This is a genomic window from Gemella sp. zg-1178 (genome assembly GCF_018790995.1).
GTDB lineage: Bacteria > Bacillota > Bacilli > Staphylococcales > Gemellaceae > Gemelliphila.
In genome coordinates this window covers 1-17,403 of the sequence record NZ_JAHKEI010000009.1, presented here as the reverse complement: position 1 = coordinate 17,403, position 17,403 = coordinate 1, and the positions used below count along the sequence as shown (strand labels likewise).

General features: G+C 35.6%; 22 protein-coding genes. 20 read left to right on the top strand and 2 right to left on the bottom strand.

What is annotated here, in order from left to right; translation table 11 throughout:
- Nucleotides 1-211 precede the first annotated feature (211 nt).
- The 8 genes from KMP12_RS03735 to KMP12_RS03700 all read left to right on the top strand — a co-directional run bounded on the left by KMP12_RS03735 (nt 212) and on the right by KMP12_RS03700 (nt 8,243).
- Entirely contained in the window at nt 212-2,149 is a 1,938-nt protein-coding gene (locus KMP12_RS03735; RefSeq protein ID WP_215756459.1) for a DNA polymerase, read from the top strand.
- Nucleotides 2,150-2,270: 121 nt separating this feature from the next.
- Nucleotides 2,271-2,951, top strand: a complete 681-nt coding sequence (locus KMP12_RS03730; protein ID WP_215756403.1) for a Rha family transcriptional regulator — start codon at nt 2,271-2,273, stop codon at nt 2,949-2,951.
- A 7-nt stretch (nt 2,952-2,958) separates the two neighbouring features.
- The gene (locus KMP12_RS03725; RefSeq protein WP_215756402.1) at nt 2,959-3,327 is read left to right on the top strand and encodes a DUF7768 domain-containing protein; all 369 of its coding nucleotides are present in this window, start codon (nt 2,959-2,961) and stop codon (nt 3,325-3,327) included.
- Nucleotides 3,302-5,548 carry a phage/plasmid primase, P4 family gene (locus KMP12_RS03720; RefSeq protein WP_215756401.1) on the top strand — a complete coding sequence of 749 codons (2,247 nt, stop codon included), beginning with the start codon at nt 3,302-3,304 and terminating at the stop codon, nt 5,546-5,548. Before KMP12_RS03725 ends, KMP12_RS03720 begins: the two co-directional genes overlap by 26 nt.
- Nucleotides 5,549-5,670: 122 nt before the next feature.
- A complete protein-coding gene (locus KMP12_RS03715; protein ID WP_215756400.1) occupies nt 5,671-5,952 on the top strand; it encodes a PDDEXK family nuclease in 282 nt (93 codons plus the stop codon).
- On the top strand, nt 5,933-7,276 hold the full coding sequence (locus KMP12_RS03710; protein ID WP_215756399.1) for an SNF2-related protein: 1,344 nt from the start codon (nt 5,933-5,935) through the stop codon (nt 7,274-7,276). The genes KMP12_RS03715 and KMP12_RS03710 overlap by 20 nt, the downstream gene beginning before the upstream one ends.
- A 45-nt stretch (nt 7,277-7,321) precedes the next feature.
- A complete protein-coding gene (locus KMP12_RS03705) occupies nt 7,322-7,777 on the top strand; it encodes a DUF1492 domain-containing protein (protein ID WP_215756398.1) in 456 nt (151 codons plus the stop codon).
- Nucleotides 7,778-7,952: 175 nt separating this feature from the next.
- Nucleotides 7,953-8,243 carry an HNH endonuclease gene (locus KMP12_RS03700; RefSeq protein ID WP_252344692.1) on the top strand — a complete coding sequence of 97 codons (291 nt, stop codon included), beginning with the start codon at nt 7,953-7,955 and terminating at the stop codon, nt 8,241-8,243.
- A 16-nt stretch (nt 8,244-8,259) separates the two neighbouring features.
- Here the strand turns inward: KMP12_RS03700 and KMP12_RS03695 are convergent, their stop codons facing one another.
- A complete protein-coding gene (locus KMP12_RS03695) occupies nt 8,260-8,532 on the bottom strand; it encodes a type II toxin-antitoxin system YafQ family toxin (RefSeq protein WP_215756396.1) in 273 nt (90 codons plus the stop codon).
- Nucleotides 8,532-8,807, bottom strand: coding sequence for a type II toxin-antitoxin system RelB/DinJ family antitoxin (locus tag KMP12_RS03690; RefSeq protein WP_215756395.1), 276 nt, complete (start codon nt 8,805-8,807; stop codon nt 8,532-8,534). The genes KMP12_RS03695 and KMP12_RS03690 overlap by 1 nt, the downstream gene beginning before the upstream one ends.
- 207 nt (nt 8,808-9,014) lie before the next feature.
- Between KMP12_RS03690 and KMP12_RS03685 the strand changes: the two genes are divergently transcribed.
- The 12 genes from KMP12_RS03685 to KMP12_RS03630 all read left to right on the top strand — a co-directional run.
- Nucleotides 9,015-9,566: a terminase gene (locus KMP12_RS03685; RefSeq protein WP_215756394.1), complete on the top strand. Its 552-nt coding sequence runs from the start codon at nt 9,015-9,017 to the stop codon at nt 9,564-9,566.
- Between the two features lie 2 nt (nt 9,567-9,568).
- A complete protein-coding gene (locus KMP12_RS03680; RefSeq protein WP_215756393.1) occupies nt 9,569-10,351 on the top strand; it encodes an S-adenosylmethionine synthetase N-terminal domain-containing protein in 783 nt (260 codons plus the stop codon).
- A gap of 9 nt (nt 10,352-10,360) precedes the next feature.
- Nucleotides 10,361-11,602, top strand: a complete 1,242-nt coding sequence (locus KMP12_RS03675; protein ID WP_215756392.1) for a site-specific DNA-methyltransferase — start codon at nt 10,361-10,363, stop codon at nt 11,600-11,602.
- A complete protein-coding gene (locus tag KMP12_RS03670) occupies nt 11,595-13,034 on the top strand; it encodes a DNA cytosine methyltransferase (protein ID WP_215756391.1) in 1,440 nt (479 codons plus the stop codon). The genes KMP12_RS03675 and KMP12_RS03670 overlap by 8 nt, the downstream gene beginning before the upstream one ends.
- Nucleotides 13,035-13,096: 62 nt before the next feature.
- A complete protein-coding gene (locus tag KMP12_RS03665) occupies nt 13,097-13,288 on the top strand; it encodes a DUF6900 domain-containing protein (protein WP_163545661.1) in 192 nt (63 codons plus the stop codon).
- The gene (locus KMP12_RS03660; protein WP_215756390.1) at nt 13,269-13,490 is read left to right on the top strand and encodes a DUF4314 domain-containing protein; all 222 of its coding nucleotides are present in this window, start codon (nt 13,269-13,271) and stop codon (nt 13,488-13,490) included. Before KMP12_RS03665 ends, KMP12_RS03660 begins: the two co-directional genes overlap by 20 nt.
- A 97-nt stretch (nt 13,491-13,587) precedes the next feature.
- Nucleotides 13,588-13,881: a hypothetical protein gene (locus tag KMP12_RS03655; protein ID WP_215756389.1), complete on the top strand. Its 294-nt coding sequence runs from the start codon at nt 13,588-13,590 to the stop codon at nt 13,879-13,881.
- 160 nt (nt 13,882-14,041) lie between these two features.
- Nucleotides 14,042-14,242, top strand: a complete 201-nt coding sequence (locus KMP12_RS03650; RefSeq protein WP_215756388.1) for a hypothetical protein — start codon at nt 14,042-14,044, stop codon at nt 14,240-14,242.
- 35 nt (nt 14,243-14,277) lie between these two features.
- The gene (locus KMP12_RS03645) at nt 14,278-15,867 is read left to right on the top strand and encodes a terminase large subunit (RefSeq protein ID WP_215756387.1); all 1,590 of its coding nucleotides are present in this window, start codon (nt 14,278-14,280) and stop codon (nt 15,865-15,867) included.
- 49 nt (nt 15,868-15,916) lie between these two features.
- Nucleotides 15,917-16,099, top strand: coding sequence for a hypothetical protein (locus KMP12_RS03640; protein WP_215756386.1), 183 nt, complete (start codon nt 15,917-15,919; stop codon nt 16,097-16,099).
- A 6-nt stretch (nt 16,100-16,105) separates the two neighbouring features.
- Nucleotides 16,106-17,014, top strand: coding sequence for a hypothetical protein (locus KMP12_RS03635; RefSeq protein WP_215756385.1), 909 nt, complete (start codon nt 16,106-16,108; stop codon nt 17,012-17,014).
- A 73-nt stretch (nt 17,015-17,087) separates the two neighbouring features.
- Nucleotides 17,088-17,403 (top strand): phage portal protein (locus KMP12_RS03630; RefSeq protein ID WP_215756384.1); only part of this gene is annotated, 316 nt, incomplete at its 3' end.

The window sequence follows — 17,403 nt, the reverse complement described above, 5'->3', positions numbered from 1 at the left end:
ATATTCGCAACGAGAAAAAACGTAAGGAGGAAAAACAATGATTGACATAGTAAATGGCTTACTTGTCCTACTCCTAGGTGTATATATTGGTGAAATTATCATTAAGCGACTAACTGACTTATACATTGAAATTAAAGACAAATTCGATAAGTAGATGACAATGGGAGTGGAGAGATTCGCTCCCTTTGTTTGATTGGAGATAAAAATGAAAATAGAAAAACTCAGTATTGATATTGAAACATTCTCTAGTGTTAACCTCGCAAAGTCAGGAGTGTATCGTTATGTTGAGTCAGATGATTTTGAGATATTACTATTTGCTTATTCGATTAATGATGAACCCGCCAACATAGTGGATGTCGCCAGTGGAGAGAAGATACCGCAAGGAATAGTTGATGTGCTAAAAGATAACACGATAGCTAAATGGGCATTTAATGCACAGTTTGAACGTATTTGTTTATCACGTTATCTAGGTTTGAAAGCTGGAGAATACTTAAACCCGATGAGTTGGCGATGCACGATGATATGGTCTGCTTATATGGGGTTACCATTATCGCTTGAAGGAGTAGGTACTGTACTAGGATTGGATAAGCAGAAATTAACAGAAGGCAAAGACCTTATTCGTTATTTTTGTGTACCGTGTAATCCTACTAAGTCAAATGGGCAAAGAACAAGAAATTATTATTATCATGATGAAAAAAAGTGGCAACAGTTTAAAGAATACAATAAGCGAGATGTAGAAACTGAACAAGCAATACAAACTAAGCTAAAAAAATTTCCAGTACCAGATTTTATATGGGATGAGTACATCTTGGATCAAAGAATCAATGATTGCGGCATTTTAGTAGATAAAGAGTTTGTCAAACAAGCAATCAAAACAGATGAAAAAGTGCGAAATGAGCTTTTATTAGATTTACAAGAAATAACGGGTTTAGATAATCCAAATTCAGTAGTTCAATTAAAAGAGTGGTTATTATCTAAAGGAATAGAAGTTGAAAGTTTGGATAAGAAATTAGTTATGAAATTAGTCAAAGAAACAAAAGGTGAAATTGCTGAAGTATTGGGTAAAAGACTACAACTTGCGAAGTCATCGGTTAAAAAGTATCAAGCAATGAATAATGTAGCTTGCGAGGATAATCGGTGTCGAGGTATGTTTCAATTTTTGGGAGCCAATCGTACAGGACGGTTTAGTGGTAGATTGGTTCAATTGCAAAATCTACCACAAAACCATATGAAGGATTTATCTGAAGTAAGGGAACTATTCAAACAGAAAGACTCTAACTTAGAGTTACTTTACGATGATATTCCTAAAGTGTTATCAGAGTTAATTCGTACAGCGTTTATTCCATCAAAAAATAAAAAATTTTATGTAGCGGATTTCTCAGCTATTGAAGCAAGAGTGATTGCATGGCTTGCAGGAGAGAGTTGGCGTGAAAAAGTGTTTAAAGAAAATGGAGACATTTACTGTGCTAGTGCTAGTCAGATGTTTGGTGTTCCAGTTGAAAAGCATGGTGCAAATAATCATTTAAGGCAAAAAGGGAAAATTGCTGAACTTGCTCTTGGTTATGGTGGGTCGATTGGAGCCTTAACGGCTATGGGAGCATTAGATATGGGATTAGCTGAAGAAGAGTTAAAACCACTGGTTGATGTATGGCGAGAGTCTAATCCAAATATTGTTGATCTTTGGTGGAGTTTCGATAAGGCTGTAAAAGATGCGGTGAAAGGACGGACAACAACTAGAAAACATGGAATTGAGTTTAATTGTAAAAGTGGGTTACTTAGAATAACACTACCTAGTAAACGTCAACTAACCTACATCAAACCACGAATTGATATGAACAAGTTTGGTAGTGAGTCAGTGACTTATGAAGGAGTAGGCACAACGAAAAAATGGGAGCGAATTGAAAGTTATGGTCCTAAGTTTGTCGAAAATATCGTTCAAGGAATTGCCCGAGATATTTTGCTATATGCGATGAAAAATTTAAGTGATTATGACATAGTAGCCCACGTACACGATGAAGTAATTATTGAATGGGATAAAAACATAAAGATCGAAGATATTATTCAAGTTATGAACCATGTACCTGACTGGGCTAAAGGTTTGATGTTAAATGCAGACGGATATGTGTGTGATTTCTATAAAAAAGATTAATGTGGGAAATTTTTTCTCACATTTTTTTATTAAGGGGGTTCATTTTAGCTAAATTTCTTTGCCTATAGATGTGAGAGGTATAAGACCTTTTCAAAAGATAAAACTATAGGAGGTAGCTACTATGAAAGAGCTAATACCAAAAAACGAATTTGGCATTTTTGCCGACAAGCATGATATTGCACGAGTAGATAGTTTGTTTGTGGCTGAGGCATTTGGGAAAAACCACAAAGAAGTACTGAGGGATATTAGAAAAATGACTGAAGTAAATTCTGGACTAAGTGAAGAATTTGCTGAGCGCAATTTTGCGCTGGGGTCTTATAAAGATAAGCAAAATCAAAAAAGACCTTGTTACTACTTAACTAGAGATGGGTTCACGATGCTTGTGATGGGATACACTGGAATTAAGGCGATGAAGTTTAAAGAGTTGTACATTAAACGATTCAATGAAATGGAAGAGTTTATCTCGACATTACAGTCTGCAAGATATGAATTTCCACATTTAACTGAAAACATTAAACTCATTCATATAAATCCAAAACCATACCACTTCAGTAATGAGTGTGACTTGATTAACAGAGTAGCTTTAGGACAGTCAGCTAAACAATTTAGACTTGCTAACGGAATTGAAAAAGGAAAAAGTATTCGACCTTATTTAACAAAAGAACAGATTAATCTTGTTGAAGTTTTACAAAAAGTGGATGTAGGATTGCTTGTTGCTTTTTCAAATTATGAAGATAGAAAACGACACTTAGAGTGGTACAAAACAAAATGGGAGGAGCAAAACAATGTCAAAATCAATTAATCGAGTAATGAAAGAAAAAGGGACGGAGTTTAAACCCTTGATTTATATCTGCGCACCATTTAGTGGGAATGTAGAAAGGAATATTAAAAATGCAGTTAAATTGGCAGAATTAGCTTATCAAAAAGGTTGTATTCCACTAACTCCACACTTACTGTTTCCATTTATGGATGATGACAACAAAAAACATCGAAAAGATGCGATGTTCATGGATATTATCTTTTTAGGTAAATGTCAAGAGTTATGGGTGTTAGGAGATACCATTACAGAAGGTATGGAAAAAGAAATTCAAGTCGCAATGCAAAGACGTCAAACAATTAAACATTTTAATAATGATTTTTTGGAGGTAGCGTATGAATCTGACGATTTATTCATCTAATGATAGTGGGAATGCGAAAAACTGCGTATACCAAACGTTGCATACAGTACGTAATGCTGAAGAATTAAAACAAGCCGTTTTACATGACCATGTTTGTGCGAGGTTTAAAAACAATTATCGAAATAAGGAAAACTTTATAAGTAGTGATTGTGATGTGTTTGACTGTGATAACGAGCATAGCGACAATCCAAGTGATTGGATTTATCCAGAAGATTATGAGTTTTTACTAGACGGTGTGAGTTACGCAGTAGTTCCAAGTAGAAATAATATGAAAGATAAAAATGGAAGATCAGTACGACCAAGACACCATGTTTATTTTCCACATAAGTCGTTTAATAGTACTGAAGAATGTGAGAACTTCAAACGAAAAGTACAAGCAAAGTATTCTTTCTTTGATGCTAATGCACTAGACGCTGCACGTTTTATCTTTGGACATAATACGGATGAGATTGTTTGGTTTGAAGGGACTAAAACAATTGATGAACTATTGTTTGATGATGTGGATGTGTTTGAAGAAATGGAGTTACAACTACCTAGTATTGAAGAAGGTTCAAGGAATGCTACTCTGAGTCATATCGCAGGAAAACTTATCAAGCGATATGGCAATTCGGATACTGCTTATCAATTGTTCTTAAAAGAGGCAGAAAAGTGTAATCCACCATTAGAACAAGATGAACTGCGTACGATTTGGAACAGTGCAATTAAGTTTGGTCATAAGATAAGCAGTCAAGCAGACTACATTCAACCAGAACACTATAACCAAGAATTACAACTTATGCCCACAGACTACTCGGATGTTGGGCAAGCAACGGTTCTTGCTCGTGAGTACAAACATAAATTACGTTACTCACCTTCAACAGAGTATTTAGTATATAACGGAAGATTTTGGGAAGAGTCTAAACCTTTAGCCCAAGCAGTCGCACAAGAATTAACCGAGCGACAATTAGATGAGGCAACGATTGAAATTGAAAAGTGTTTAAAAGATTTAACGAACACTGGTGCTATGAAACTCATTATAGGAATAGGGGCTAAAAAAGCGAAAGAGCAATTTAATAAACTACAAAAACGTGCATATGAAAAATACGAGAATGCTTTGAATTATGAAAAGTATGCTATCAAAAGACGTGATAGCAAATATATTTGGTCTGCTTTGAAAGAAGTACATCCGATGATACAAATAGCACCTGTAGATTTAGACACAAATGAGTTTCTACTCAATACTCCAAAAGGAACAATTAACTTGCAAAACGGTAGCTTGCAAGCACATAATCCTAGTAATTTTATTACGAAACAGACAAGTGTAAGTGTATCAAACGAAAATGAACATATATGGCTAGAAACACTAAATACTATTTTTGTAAATGACCAAGATTTAATTGATTATGTTCAGCTGATTGTAGGTTTAGCTGCAATTGGCAAAGTATATGTAGAGGCACTCATTATTTCTTATGGCGAAGGACGAAATGGGAAGTCCACCTTTTGGAATGTCATTTCAAGAATATTAGGAACCTACGCTGGTAGTATCTCGGCAGATATTTTAACGAGTCAAATTAGACGAAACGTCAAACCAGAACTAGCTGAGGCAAAGGGTAAACGCCTACTAATTGCCGCTGAATTAGAAGAAGGAATGCGACTAAATACATCTAACATCAAGCAACTGTGTTCAACAGATGAAATTGCAGCGGAGAAAAAATACAAAGACCCATTCAAGTATGTACCAACGCACACCTTAGTCCTTTATACCAATCATCTACCAAAAGTTGGAGCAATCGATAAAGGGACGTGGCGACGTTTGATTGTTATTCCGTTTCTAGCGACTATTGAAGGCAGTCAAGATATTAAGAACTATGCTGATTATTTATATGAAACCTGTGGCAGTGTAATACTTCAATGGGTTATTGATGGTGCTCAGAAAGTAATTAAAGCAAACTATCATCTAACCTTACCACAAATCGTGCAAGAATCTATTGAAACCTATAAGAAAAATAACGATTGGTTAGGTTATTTTATTGAAGAGTGTTGTGAAATGGATAAGGCTTATACTCAAAAATCAGGAGAGTTTTATAGTGAGTATCGTGCGTTTTGTGCACGAAGTGGGGAGTATGCACGAAGTACTTCTGATTTTTACACAGCATTGGAATCAATTGGAGTCGAGCGTAAAAAGACTAAACAAGGTATTTTGATTTATGGCTTACGTTTGAAAAGTGAGTTTTTAAACTAAGGTGCAAGTCATAGAAGGTCATATACAGTACTTTTTCTATAGTATAAAAATTTTTAATCTATATAAAAGTATAGTATAAGACTTTCTACAACCTGCAACCATATAAGTGGAGGTATTAAGAAATGCTAGAAAAAAGAGTAGAACAACAATTAGTGAAACAAGTAAAAGCTAAAGGTGGTTTATGTTTAAAGCTAAATAGTCAGAGTATGAGTGGTATTCCAGATAGGTTAGTTTTGTTACCACCAGGGAAAATAGGTTTTGTAGAAGTGAAGCAGAAAGGAAAGAAACCAAGACCACTTCAAATACGAAGAATGAAACAATTGATGGAGTTAGGTTTTTACTGTTCGCTCATGGATGAGATAGAACAAGCTGGAGGTGTAATTGATGAAATATGTGCCACATAGTTATCAAGAATATGCTAAAGAATTCATTGTGAAGAATAAGGTAGCTGCTTTGCTACTTGAAATGGGTTTAGGCAAAAGTGTCACAACACTAACAGCTATTGATGAGCTTATCTACGATAGATTTGAAGTGAGTAAGGTTTTAGTTATAGCACCGCTTAGAGTAGCGATCAGTACATGGCCAAGTGAAATCAAAAAATGGGAACATTTAAATAGACTAACTTACTCAGTGGTAGTTGGAACTGAGAAAGAACGCTTGTTGTCTTTAAACAAGAAAGTAAATATTTATATCATTAATCGTGAAAATATAGATTGGTTAGTGAACAAAAGTGGAGTAACGTTTGATTTTGATATGGTAGTCATTGATGAACTGAGTTCTTTTAAATCATATCAAAGTAAACGAGTGAAAAGTTTACTAAAGGTTCGACCGTACATTAAACGCATAGTTGGTTTAACAGGAACACCAAGCAGTAATGGTTTGATGGATTTGTGGGCTGAGTTTAGAATACTTGATTTTGGAGAAAGACTGGGTCGATATATTAGTCACTACCGCAGCACATACTTTGTTCCCGATAAGCGAAATGGTGCAATTGTATATAGCTATAAGCCACAAAAGAATGCTGAAGAACGAATCTATGAAAAAATTTCAGATATTACCATTTCAATGAAAGCTAAAGACCATCTGAAGATGCCGGATTTAGTCATGAATGAAGTAAATGTAGAGCTGAGCAATAAAGATAAAACAAAGTACGAAGAGTTTAGAAAAGAAATGGTTATGCAAGTAAGTGATAGGGAAATTGATGCTGTAAATGCTGCAAGTCTATCCAACAAACTACTACAGATGGCGAGTGGTAGTATTTATGATGAAGATGGAAAGTTTTATGAAATCCATGATAAAAAATTAGATGTACTGGAAGACTTAATTGAAGGAGCAAATGGGAAGCCAGTGCTAGTGGCGTATTGGTTTAAATCAGATAAAGAACGAATTGAAAAAAGATTCAAAGTAAAAGAAATCAAAACAAGCGAAGATATAGCTGAGTGTAACAAAGGGAACATTCCAGCAGCACTCGTCCACCCAGCAAGTGCAGGGCATGGACTCAATCTACAAGAAGGGGGTTCTACCTTGATTTGGTATTCTCTAACATGGTCGTTGGAGTTATACCAACAAACCAATGCACGGCTTTATCGTCAAGGGCAAACACAAACAGTGGTGATTCAACACATTATCACTAAAGGCACGATAGATGAAGATGTCCTAAAGGCATTGAAACGAAAAGATAAAATACAAACGGCACTGATGAATGCCGTGAAAGCACAGATTGAGTAGAAATTCTATCGAGAATTTACCTCAAAGTAACAGGAGGTAAAAGACATGAGTGCAGTGAATATACTAAATCGAGTAAAGGAAATAGAGAAAGAGATACAAATCAAACAAAATCTTGCGATGAGTTATCGACAAATCGCAGAAGGCTTACAATCTCCAAAGTATTCAGATATTCCTAAAAGTCCTAATCGTAAGCGAGAGCCGATGGCAGATGCATTGAACAAAGCGATGGATTTGGAAAATGAAGTCAAAGAATTAGAAAAAGAAATTGTATCAGTGAAATCAACCATCTTTCATGTGATTCAGTTAGTGGAAAACAAGGAGCAACAGTTGATATTACTGGAACGCTATATACATGAACAACCGTGGAATAATATCATCAAGAAGATTAACTACTGTCGTTCGCGTGTTTTTGAACTTCATAACGATGCCATAGTGAGTTTTTATAGGGCATATGATAACTTCGGACTCGAACGGACTTCAGTGGACTCTAGTGGACGTTGAAAGACTAGTAGTCTTTATGTTATGATATACTTGTCAAAATAGAATAAAGAGAAGCCTTGAAGGAGAAATCCGACAGGGCTTTTTTCATACCCCAAAGGAGAAAGTCATGCCGAGAAAACCAAAGCGACCGTGTTCATATCCAAGTTGTCCGAAGCTGACGGAAGGACGATTTTGTATGGAACATGAACGACAAGAGAATAAGCGATACGAACAGTATGACCGTAATCCAGTAGTCAGAAAACGTTACGGCCATAATTGGCGAAAGATACGTGCCAGTTATGTTAAAGCTCATCCTTACTGTGAACGATGTTTTAAAGAAGGTCGTATGAAACGTGTAGAAGAAGTTCATCATATCAAGCCACTCGCTGAAGGTGGTACACATGATACAACTAATTTAATCTCGCTTTGTCAGTCTTGTCACAGTAAAATTCACGCACGAAATGGAAGTCGATGGAATAAAAAATAGTCACTCAAGTGAGTGACTAAAATAAATCTGAATGCGACCCTGTATCGATCATAGTTAAGGTTAGAATATCATTTTCTATTAAATAAATTAAAAGCCAATCTGGTTTGATATGACATTCATGATATCCAGCAAAATTACCTGTTAACATGTGATTCCTATGTTTTTCTTCGAGAGGAATGCCTTTACTTAATTTTGTGATGACATCCTCTAATAAACTAAGATCATAGCCTCGTTTCTTCATTAGTTTATAACTTTTTTTGAATTTATTGGTGTACTTGATATGATACATTATTCTTCATCCAATGCTTTAAATAAATCTTTAACAGATGAATAACTTGGTACATTTGGGTCTTTAGAAATTTTTCTTGCTTCTTCCATAGCATCTAACGTTTCTTGATTATACTTTGGAAGTTCTACTGTAAAAGGTAAACCTCCACGTAGAACGCATTGACGTAAGAACATATTCACTGCACTAGACATATCTAAGCCAAGTCTCGAAAATAATGCGTTGGCATCTTCTTTAACAGTCGAATCGATTCTAATTTGAGTTGGACTTGTAGCCATAATTAATACCTCCTTTAATCAAGTATAATTATACTACAAAAACAACACATTGTAAACCGATGTGGTGACTGATGAAAGGGTAGGGGGGAGTTAAATCTCTAAAAATGATCCGATCCAACAACGGGTGCCTCCCATCACGCACAAAAATAGCGAAATCAAAAGGGTAATAGGGAAAAATCAAAAATAAAATAAAGTGAGGTGATAGAAATGCCGACAAAATCAAACAATATCGGAGGACGTGGTGGTAAAAGAATCGGTGCAGGAAGAAAGAAAAAAGCCACAATTGAAAAATATAAAGAAGGAAATCCTAGTGGGAGAAAACTAGAAATATTAGATATTCCTGAAATTGAAGGAGTCAGCATGCCAGAGCCACATGAGTTTTTATCCACAATACAAAAAGATGGTACAAGTCTTCAAGCAAAAGAAATTTTTGAAGAAACCTGGAAGTGGGTCCATGACATCGGAGTTGGCAGGAAAGTTCCGACCCCACTTCTTGAAAGATATGCCATGAGTAGTGCTAGATGGATTCAATGTGAAGAGATGACAAGTAAACTAGGTTTTTTATCGAAGCATCCAACAACAGGCAAACCCATTCCATCTCCATTTATTAATATTGGTATTAACTATATGAATCAAGCAGTACGGCTATGGAATGAAATCTTTCAAATTGTTAAAGAAAACTGTTCTACAGAATTTGATGATATTACACCTCAAAACGATATGATGGAGCGATTATTACGCTCTAGGAAAGGATTATAAATATGATTGAAAAAGTAAACCCACAACACCCAGACAAGATTGCTGATCGCATTGCAGGGGCAATTGTGGACTTAGCCTATACAAAGGAAGATGAACCAAAGATTGCAATTGAGGTATTGATTGGACATGGTAAGTGTCATGTCATTATTGAAACCACAGTCACTCTAAAGAAAAAAGAGATTATCCCAATTATTGAACGCATTGCTGGTAAGATATCGTGTGATATCACAATTGAAAAACAAGATGAACATTTGGCAAATAATCAAAAAGAGAAAATGCGATGTGGTGATAATGGTATCTTTAAAGGTGTTCCACTCACAGATGAACAGAGACGACTATCAGATATTGCACGAAACATTTATAGACAATACCCATTTCACGGCAAGTATATTTTAGACAAAGAGAAACTAATCATCTGTCAAAGTAATGCCTATACGCAGTTTTTACAAAGTCAATTTCCAAATGCCATCATCAATCCGTTAGGTGATTGGACTGGTGGTACGGATGTAGACACTGGGGCTACTAACCGTAAGCTAGGCAGTGATATGGCAGATTCAATAACAGGTGGTGGTTTACATGGTAAAGATTTATCGAAAGCAGATGTATCGGTCAATATTTATGCTTTTTTAAGAGCACAACAGGTAAATGAATCTGTGTTGTTCTCTTGTGCTATTGGCGATGAAACGATTGACGGTATACCGTATGAGGATATTGTCAACATCGCAAAAGAATATGTAGACTCCGTTGGCGGTTTTGAAAAACTAGCCGAATGGGGTCTTTTTTAGAGGTGTGATATGAACAAAGAAGCAACCTATTATTTAGCTAATATTCATGACCTTATCCCTTATGCGAACAATGCAAGGACGCATTCAGATACTCAAATTGCACAAATTGCTTCCAGCATAAAAGAGTTTGGGTTTCTTAATCCAATTATTGTATCACGTGATCACACAATTCTCTGTGGACACGGTCGTTATTATGCCGCACAAAAGTTAGGTCTTGAAAAGATACCATGTATAAAAGAGGAACATCTAACGGAAGCACAAAAGAAAGCCTATATTATCGCAGATAATAAACTAGCACTTAACGCTGGGTGGGATAATGACCTATTAACCATTGAGTTATCAGAATTACAAGGGTTAGACTTTGATTTAGACTTACTTGGATTTGATGATAAAGAATTATCCAAACTGTTTGATGATGACAAAGAGACTCAAGAATATGACTTTGATGTCAATGACGAGTTAACGAAACCAACGATCACACAATTCGGTGACATTTGGCATTTAGGCAAACATATGTTAATTTGTGGTGATTCTACCAAAGAAGAAACTTATAAAAAGTTACTCGGAGATACTAAAGTCAATCTAGTGGTAACTGATCCGCCTTATAATGTGAACTATGAAGGTAGTGCAGGAAAAATTAAAAACGATGATATGGAAGATGGAGCGTTTTATCAGTTCTTGTGTGATGCTTTTACGCAAGCTGAAAAGGTCATGGCACAAGATGCAAGTATCTATGTGTTCCATGCGAATACGGAAGGCTACAATTTCAGAAAAGCATTTAAAGATGCAGGATTTTATTTATCAGGGACGTGTATTTGGAAAAAACAGTCACTTGTTTTGGGGCGAAGCCCTTATCAGTGGCAACATGAACCCATTTTGTTTGGTTGGAAACAAAAAGGTAAACATCAATGGTATACCGGTAGAAAAGAATCCACGATTTGGGAGTTTGATAAACCAAAGAAAAATGCAGATCATCCAACGATGAAACCCATCGAGTTGATGGCTTATCCGATTAAAAATTCAAGTATGACCAATAGTGTCGTGTTAGATATGTTTGGTGGTAGTGGCTCTACTTTACTGGCGAGTGATCAACTGGGTAGAATCTGTTATTCCATTGAACTTGATGAAAAATTTTGTGATGTGATTGTAAAACGATATATCGAACAAGTCGGAAAGTCGGATGATGTGTATGTCGTCCGTGATAATAAGAAAGTATCATACGATGATTTAGTAGGTGATGAAAATGCGTAAGCTAACAATGGGAAGTTTGTTTTCAGGGTCAGGAGGTTTTGAACTCGCTTCAAAATTGTCTGGTATTACACCGATTTGGAATTCAGAAGTCGAACCGTTTCCTGTGCTTGTCACTAGGAAGAATTTCCCAGAAGTCAAACAATTAGGCAATATTCAACATATCAACGGCAAAAGAATACCACCAGTAGATATCATTACTTTTGGTAGTCCTTGTCAAGATTTATCTATAGCAGGCAAAAGACAAGGGTTGGACGGTAAACGGTCTAACCTTTTTTATGAAGCGATTCGAGTAATTAAAGAAATGAGGAAGGAAACAAATGGTAACTATCCACGATTTATCATCTGGGAAAATGTCCCAGGTGCCTTCTCAAGCAACAAAGGAGAAGATTTCAGATGTGTCCTTGAAGCCATCTGCCACATCAAAGACATACAGACATCTATCCCTAGACCTTCAAAATGGGAAAACAGTGGCGACATCATGGGTGGAGCATTCTCTCTTGCATGGCGAGTGTTGGACGCTCGGTATTTTGGAGTCCCCCAAAGACGCAAAAGAATCTTTCTTGTCGCAGATTTTAATGGCAGAAGTGCCAGTGAAATATTATTTGACGAAAAAAGCGTGCCAAGGAATATTGAAACGAGCTCAGATGAGAGGAAAACAACTACCAAAAGAATTGGAAGACGCACTACGTTGTGCTTAAACGACCAAGGTGGAGAGCGTATGGACGTGACCGAAGATTTCACAGCCACACTTCGTGCCAAAGGGAATCGAGCCCCGTATGTGTTTGAAAATCACGGACAAGATAGTCGATTTAATGGACCACTTGACGTATCCCCAACATTGGGGGCAAACCTTGGTTTAGGGGACAATAATCAACCATTGGTAGTGGATGCCAAAACTTACGACATTCGTTTGACAAGCGAAAACACACGCAATGTCAGGGCGACTATTTACGAAACAGATACCTCAAGAACGATTGATACTGGAGGCAACAATCTAGACAGAAATCAAGGTGGATTAGCTGTGGTGTATTCCACCAGTAAAAACTCACACCATACAATCGCTAATGTGAATGAAGTTGGGACGCTTGTGGCAAGTGATTATAAAGATCCACCAACCGTCATGGAAAGAAACTTAAAGGTTCGTAGATTAACACCATTAGAGTGTGGTCGATTACAAGGCTTTCCAGATGACTGGTGTAAGGATTTAGCGGTTCTAGAACCTAGTGAAAAAAATATACGGCTTTGGAGAGCTGTCTTTGAAGAACATCGACTCATCAATGGCAAAAGCAAATCGAAGTCTGATAAACAAATTAAAAAATGGCTATCCAATCCATATTCGGATACGGCTCAGTATAAAATGTGGGGAAACGGTGTCGCCCTTCCATGTGTCGTTTATCTGATGAAAAAAATCTTCGAAATAGCGAACAAATGACTTGATAAATAATCGGTTTAGAGTGATATATAGTGTAACGAAAATACAGGAGGTTAATTCTGATGACACAAGCATTAAACGAAAAATTATACGAGGTTGCAGAAAAGCATATTTTTTCTTTAGAAGGTAGAGGCGATTTAGTACCTAGAATGCGAGATAACGATGACTTTTTGGATGTTTATGTGATGAGTTTAGAGAAACTTTTAAAAGAAGTCTATGAGTTGGGAAAAGCAGATGGAAAAAATGAAAAATAACATTGAGAAATTAAGATTGGAGTACCAAAACGGTACTCGAGTGAAACTTGTTAAAATGGATGACAAACAAGCACCACCTATTGGTACAAAAGGGACTGTGTTAGGAGTAGATGATATTGGCTCTATTATGGTTTATTGGGATAATGGTAGTCGATTGAGTGTCGTATTGGGTGAAGATTGTTGTATGAAACTTGATGATTAAAAAAATTGAATCATTATGAGAAATAATCAACATAAGACTTGATATTCATAGCGTTTAGAGTGATATATAGTGTAACAAAACAAAAGGAGAAAACACCATGTACAGACATACACAAGAAGCACTCAACGGATTAAAAACAGAAATAAAAGCCTGTAAAAAATATGCAGATTTAGCTACTCAACAAGCACAAAAAGGAAACGTAGGCAATGCGATTCAATTTTTAGAGATTGCCCAAACGGCAAGGACGTGTGCCAAGCAAGCACATGAAGCCTTATGGGATTTATCAAAAGGGCAACTAAGTGATGAAGCATTTGATCGTTTTTGCGAAGCAGAAACCCTAAGTCAAGTGATAAACAAGGCTTATAAAGCCATTCAACAAGCAAGAACTTAAGAAAAACGGATCGGATAGGGGTTTATACAAGTTTGTCACTTTTATTGAAGAAGATGAAAAAGAATGTCGTAAAATCATTCTAAATAGTGAAAAAATCACTTGATAAATAGTTGTTTTAGAGTGATATATCGTGTAAAGACATGAAAGCGAGGAAAGTAACATGACAAGATTTGAAAAACATTTTAACATGATACAAACTGACCCATTTTCAGCAAGAGAGATTTTAGAAGAAAGACAAAAGGAACTGAATCGTTTAAAAAACAAACGAGACTGTTGTAAAAATGGATTTAGATGGCAATGTATCACACAAGAATTAGAACAGCTAGAAAAAGAATATCAACTTTTAGATGAATTGATTTAGGAGCATTGGCTCCTTTTTTGTTGGGAGGACAGAACATGACCTATAAACCAAGTCCGTTTAAATTAAAGACATCAACCTATAATAAAGAGTTTGCTGACTATGCCGTCAATTTTATTGAATGTCTATCGCATACTAAAGGCACATGGGCAGGGAAGCCATTCAAACTTCTTCAATGGCAAGAACAAATTATCCGTGACTTGTTTGGCATTGTTAAACCAGATGGGTATCGACAGTTTAACACGGCCTACATTGAAATCCCTAAAAAGATGGGTAAGAGTGAGTTAGCGGCTGCTGTTGCATTATTACTTTGTTGTGGGGACTTTGAGGAACGTGCAGAAGTCTATGGTTGTGCAGCAGACCGACAACAAGCAAGTATTGTCTTTGAAGTAGCAGCAGATATGGTACGAATGTGTCCTGCTTTAAATAAACGTGTGAAGATTTTAGCCTCACAAAAACGACTTGTGTATTTACCAACCAACAGTTTTTATCAAGTCTTATCAGCTGAGGCTTACTCCAAGCATGGTTTTAATATCCACGGTGTGGTGTTTGATGAATTGCATACACAGCCCAACAGAAAACTCTTTGACGTCATGACCAAAGGGAGTGGAGATGCACGGACGCAACCTTTGTATTTTTTGATTACCACAGCTGGTACAGATACCCATTCGATTTGTTTTGAAACGCATCAAAAAGCAAAGGACATCTTAGACGGACGGAAAGTCGACCCTACTTTTTATCCTGTCATTTATGGGGCAGACGAGAGTGATGATTGGACAGATCCAAAGGTGTGGCATAAAGCCAATCCATCATTAGGAGTTACTGTACCCATTGAAAAAGTCAAAATGGCTTGTGAATCGGCTAAACAAAATCCAGGAGAAGAGAATGCCTTTAGACAATTAAGACTCAATCAATGGGTAAAACAAGCAGTCCGTTGGATGCCGATTGAAAAGTGGGATGCGTGTGCGTTTAACGTCAATGAAGCAGACCTTGAAGGACGAGTGTGTTATGGAGGCTTAGACTTATCTTCTACAACTGACTTGACTGCGTTTGTATTAGTCTTTCCACCAGAAGATGAAGACGATAAATATGTGATACTACCATACTTTTGGTTACCCGAAGATACCATTCCGTTAAGAGTTAGACGTGATCATGTGCCGTATGATTTATGGGAGAAACAGGGGTATGTTGAAACGACAGAAGGGAATGTCGTGCATTACGGTCATATTGAAAAATTTATTGAACGATTAGGTCAAATATTTAACATTAAAGAAATTGCCTTTGATCGCTGGGGAGCCGTTCAAATGGTACAGAATTTAGAGAGTATGGGATTTACCGTTGTACCTTTTGGACAGGGATTTAAAGATATGAGCCCACCCACTAAAGAATTGATGAAGCTCACACTTGAACAAAAGATAGCTCATGGGGGGAATCCTGTTTTAAGATGGAATATGGATAACATTTTTATTCGAACAGACCCAGCAGGAAATATCAAAGCAGATAAGGAAAAATCAACAGAAAAGATTGACGGTGCGATTGCGACTATTATGGCATTGGATCGTGCGATAAGATGTGGAAATCAAAATACAGAAAGTGTTTATAATGACAGAGGCTTGTTATTTATTTAGTTTTAGTTTTATGTTATATTTTATATAAAATTAATTTGGAGGAAAGATTATGTCTTTTAATAAACTAATTTCTAAGTATAAAGAAAATGTCGGAGAAATTAAAGATTTTGATGAATTATTGAAAATAGAAGAGTATAACCCATGGACTTCAGAAAAAGTGAAAGACTTGTCTTTGAAGTTCATAGATGACCTAGAAAATGATTATCGAGACTTTTCATGGTTAAATATATAGGAAGGATTGTGTGAATTAGAGTCTAATCAATATAAAAATCTTCACTATGGTATACCAAATCATGTTCGAGGTAATATTGATATAGTAACATTATTTTTATGTTTAGTAAATCCAAATATTCCACTAAAGGATAAAAAAAGAGAGGTAGGTGCATATTCCTATTTTAATGAAGCAAAAGAAATTAATAGTGAAGATAGTTCGTTAAATATTCTTGGAGAAAAAGAAGAATATTTAAAAAAATATATAAAAGATCATATTATAAATATCGAAACCGAAAGTAGCATTCTATATCAAGAATTAGAAAAGATAAAGAGTACTTGTTCAAAAGAAGACGCATATTACTTATCACATTATTTTTCGCATGTTTGTTTTAATTACTTAGAGAAAAAGCAAATACCTGTACAAAAATTTATAAGTAATTTGAATGATGAAGAGTGGGAAAAGTTAAAGGATATGTCTAAGTTAATTGTTAATCTTGAAGCTTTTCCTTTTAGAAGTAAGAATCCAGGTTTTACGAAAAGTAAGAAATCTAGTTTTACAAATCATATCGTTTCATCAAATACAAAGGTTGGTATGTTAAGTGCAAGGATAATTATTTGGCGTATTGTCAAATATTTAGAGAAGAAAGATAAGGAAGAAGGAAAAGGAGAAGTAAAACCTATATTTATTTTTAGAAGATTTAATACTGCATGGCTACCTTCTATTCGAAATGTTTTATTATTATATTTGAAATTCAACAAAAATGAATGTGATGAATTAATAAAAAAATTTCATCAAGAATTTTTCTTAACTATTAGCGAACAAGAGTATGATAGACAAAGTGGTTTTGTTGGGAAATATATATGTAAGAATAACGATAAACTAACTGACAAAGAATTTGAAAAGATTTTCAACGAAACTTTAAGTAAAAAGTAGTATAATATCATAAGGTCAGCATTAAGCATCTCATTAGAGGTGCTTTTTTAGTATTCAAATTTAGGAGGTATGTATGAATTATTTTATGAAATTATTTAAATCTAGAGATAATCCTAAAAATAGATTAAATGGAAGTTCCTATAGTTTTTTTATGGGTGGAAGTTCTAGTGGAAATAGAGTAACAGAAAGAAGTGCCATGCAGATGACAGCTGTATATTCATGTGTGAGAATATTATCAGAAACCCTCGCTAGTTTACCACTGCATATATACGAAATAACAGATTTAGGAAGTAAAAAAGCAACCAACCACTATTTATATAACTTACTCCATAACGAACCTAACAATGAGATGACAAGTTTTATATTTAGAGAAACATTAATGACACATT

What these genes read in the sequence shown, in the direction of transcription:
- KMP12_RS03730 (WP_215756403.1), top strand. Translation starts at nt 2,271, where the DNA reads ATGAAAGAGCTAATACCAAAAAACGAATTTGGCATTTTTGCCGACAAG.
- KMP12_RS03725 (WP_215756402.1), top strand. Translation starts at nt 2,959, where the DNA reads ATGAAAGAAAAAGGGACGGAGTTTAAACCCTTGATTTATATCTGCGCA.
- KMP12_RS03720 (WP_215756401.1), top strand. Translation starts at nt 3,302, where the DNA reads ATGAATCTGACGATTTATTCATCTAATGATAGTGGGAATGCGAAAAAC.
- KMP12_RS03715 (WP_215756400.1), top strand. Translation starts at nt 5,671, where the DNA reads ATGCTAGAAAAAAGAGTAGAACAACAATTAGTGAAACAAGTAAAAGCT.
- KMP12_RS03710 (WP_215756399.1), top strand. Translation starts at nt 5,933, where the DNA reads ATGAAATATGTGCCACATAGTTATCAAGAATATGCTAAAGAATTCATT.
- KMP12_RS03705 (WP_215756398.1), top strand. Translation starts at nt 7,322, where the DNA reads ATGAGTGCAGTGAATATACTAAATCGAGTAAAGGAAATAGAGAAAGAG.
- KMP12_RS03700 (WP_252344692.1), top strand. Translation starts at nt 7,953, where the DNA reads ATGGAACATGAACGACAAGAGAATAAGCGATACGAACAGTATGACCGT.
- KMP12_RS03695 (WP_215756396.1), bottom strand. Translation starts at nt 8,532, where the DNA reads ATGTATCATATCAAGTACACCAATAAATTCAAAAAAAGTTATAAACTA.
- KMP12_RS03690 (WP_215756395.1), bottom strand. Translation starts at nt 8,807, where the DNA reads ATGGCTACAAGTCCAACTCAAATTAGAATCGATTCGACTGTTAAAGAA.
- KMP12_RS03685 (WP_215756394.1), top strand. Translation starts at nt 9,015, where the DNA reads ATGCCGACAAAATCAAACAATATCGGAGGACGTGGTGGTAAAAGAATC.
- KMP12_RS03680 (WP_215756393.1), top strand. Translation starts at nt 9,569, where the DNA reads ATGATTGAAAAAGTAAACCCACAACACCCAGACAAGATTGCTGATCGC.
- KMP12_RS03675 (WP_215756392.1), top strand. Translation starts at nt 10,361, where the DNA reads ATGAACAAAGAAGCAACCTATTATTTAGCTAATATTCATGACCTTATC.
- KMP12_RS03670 (WP_215756391.1), top strand. Translation starts at nt 11,595, where the DNA reads ATGCGTAAGCTAACAATGGGAAGTTTGTTTTCAGGGTCAGGAGGTTTT.
- KMP12_RS03665 (WP_163545661.1), top strand. Translation starts at nt 13,097, where the DNA reads ATGACACAAGCATTAAACGAAAAATTATACGAGGTTGCAGAAAAGCAT.
- KMP12_RS03660 (WP_215756390.1), top strand. Translation starts at nt 13,269, where the DNA reads ATGGAAAAAATGAAAAATAACATTGAGAAATTAAGATTGGAGTACCAA.
- KMP12_RS03655 (WP_215756389.1), top strand. Translation starts at nt 13,588, where the DNA reads ATGTACAGACATACACAAGAAGCACTCAACGGATTAAAAACAGAAATA.
- KMP12_RS03650 (WP_215756388.1), top strand. Translation starts at nt 14,042, where the DNA reads ATGACAAGATTTGAAAAACATTTTAACATGATACAAACTGACCCATTT.
- KMP12_RS03645 (WP_215756387.1), top strand. Translation starts at nt 14,278, where the DNA reads ATGACCTATAAACCAAGTCCGTTTAAATTAAAGACATCAACCTATAAT.
- KMP12_RS03640 (WP_215756386.1), top strand. Translation starts at nt 15,917, where the DNA reads ATGTCTTTTAATAAACTAATTTCTAAGTATAAAGAAAATGTCGGAGAA.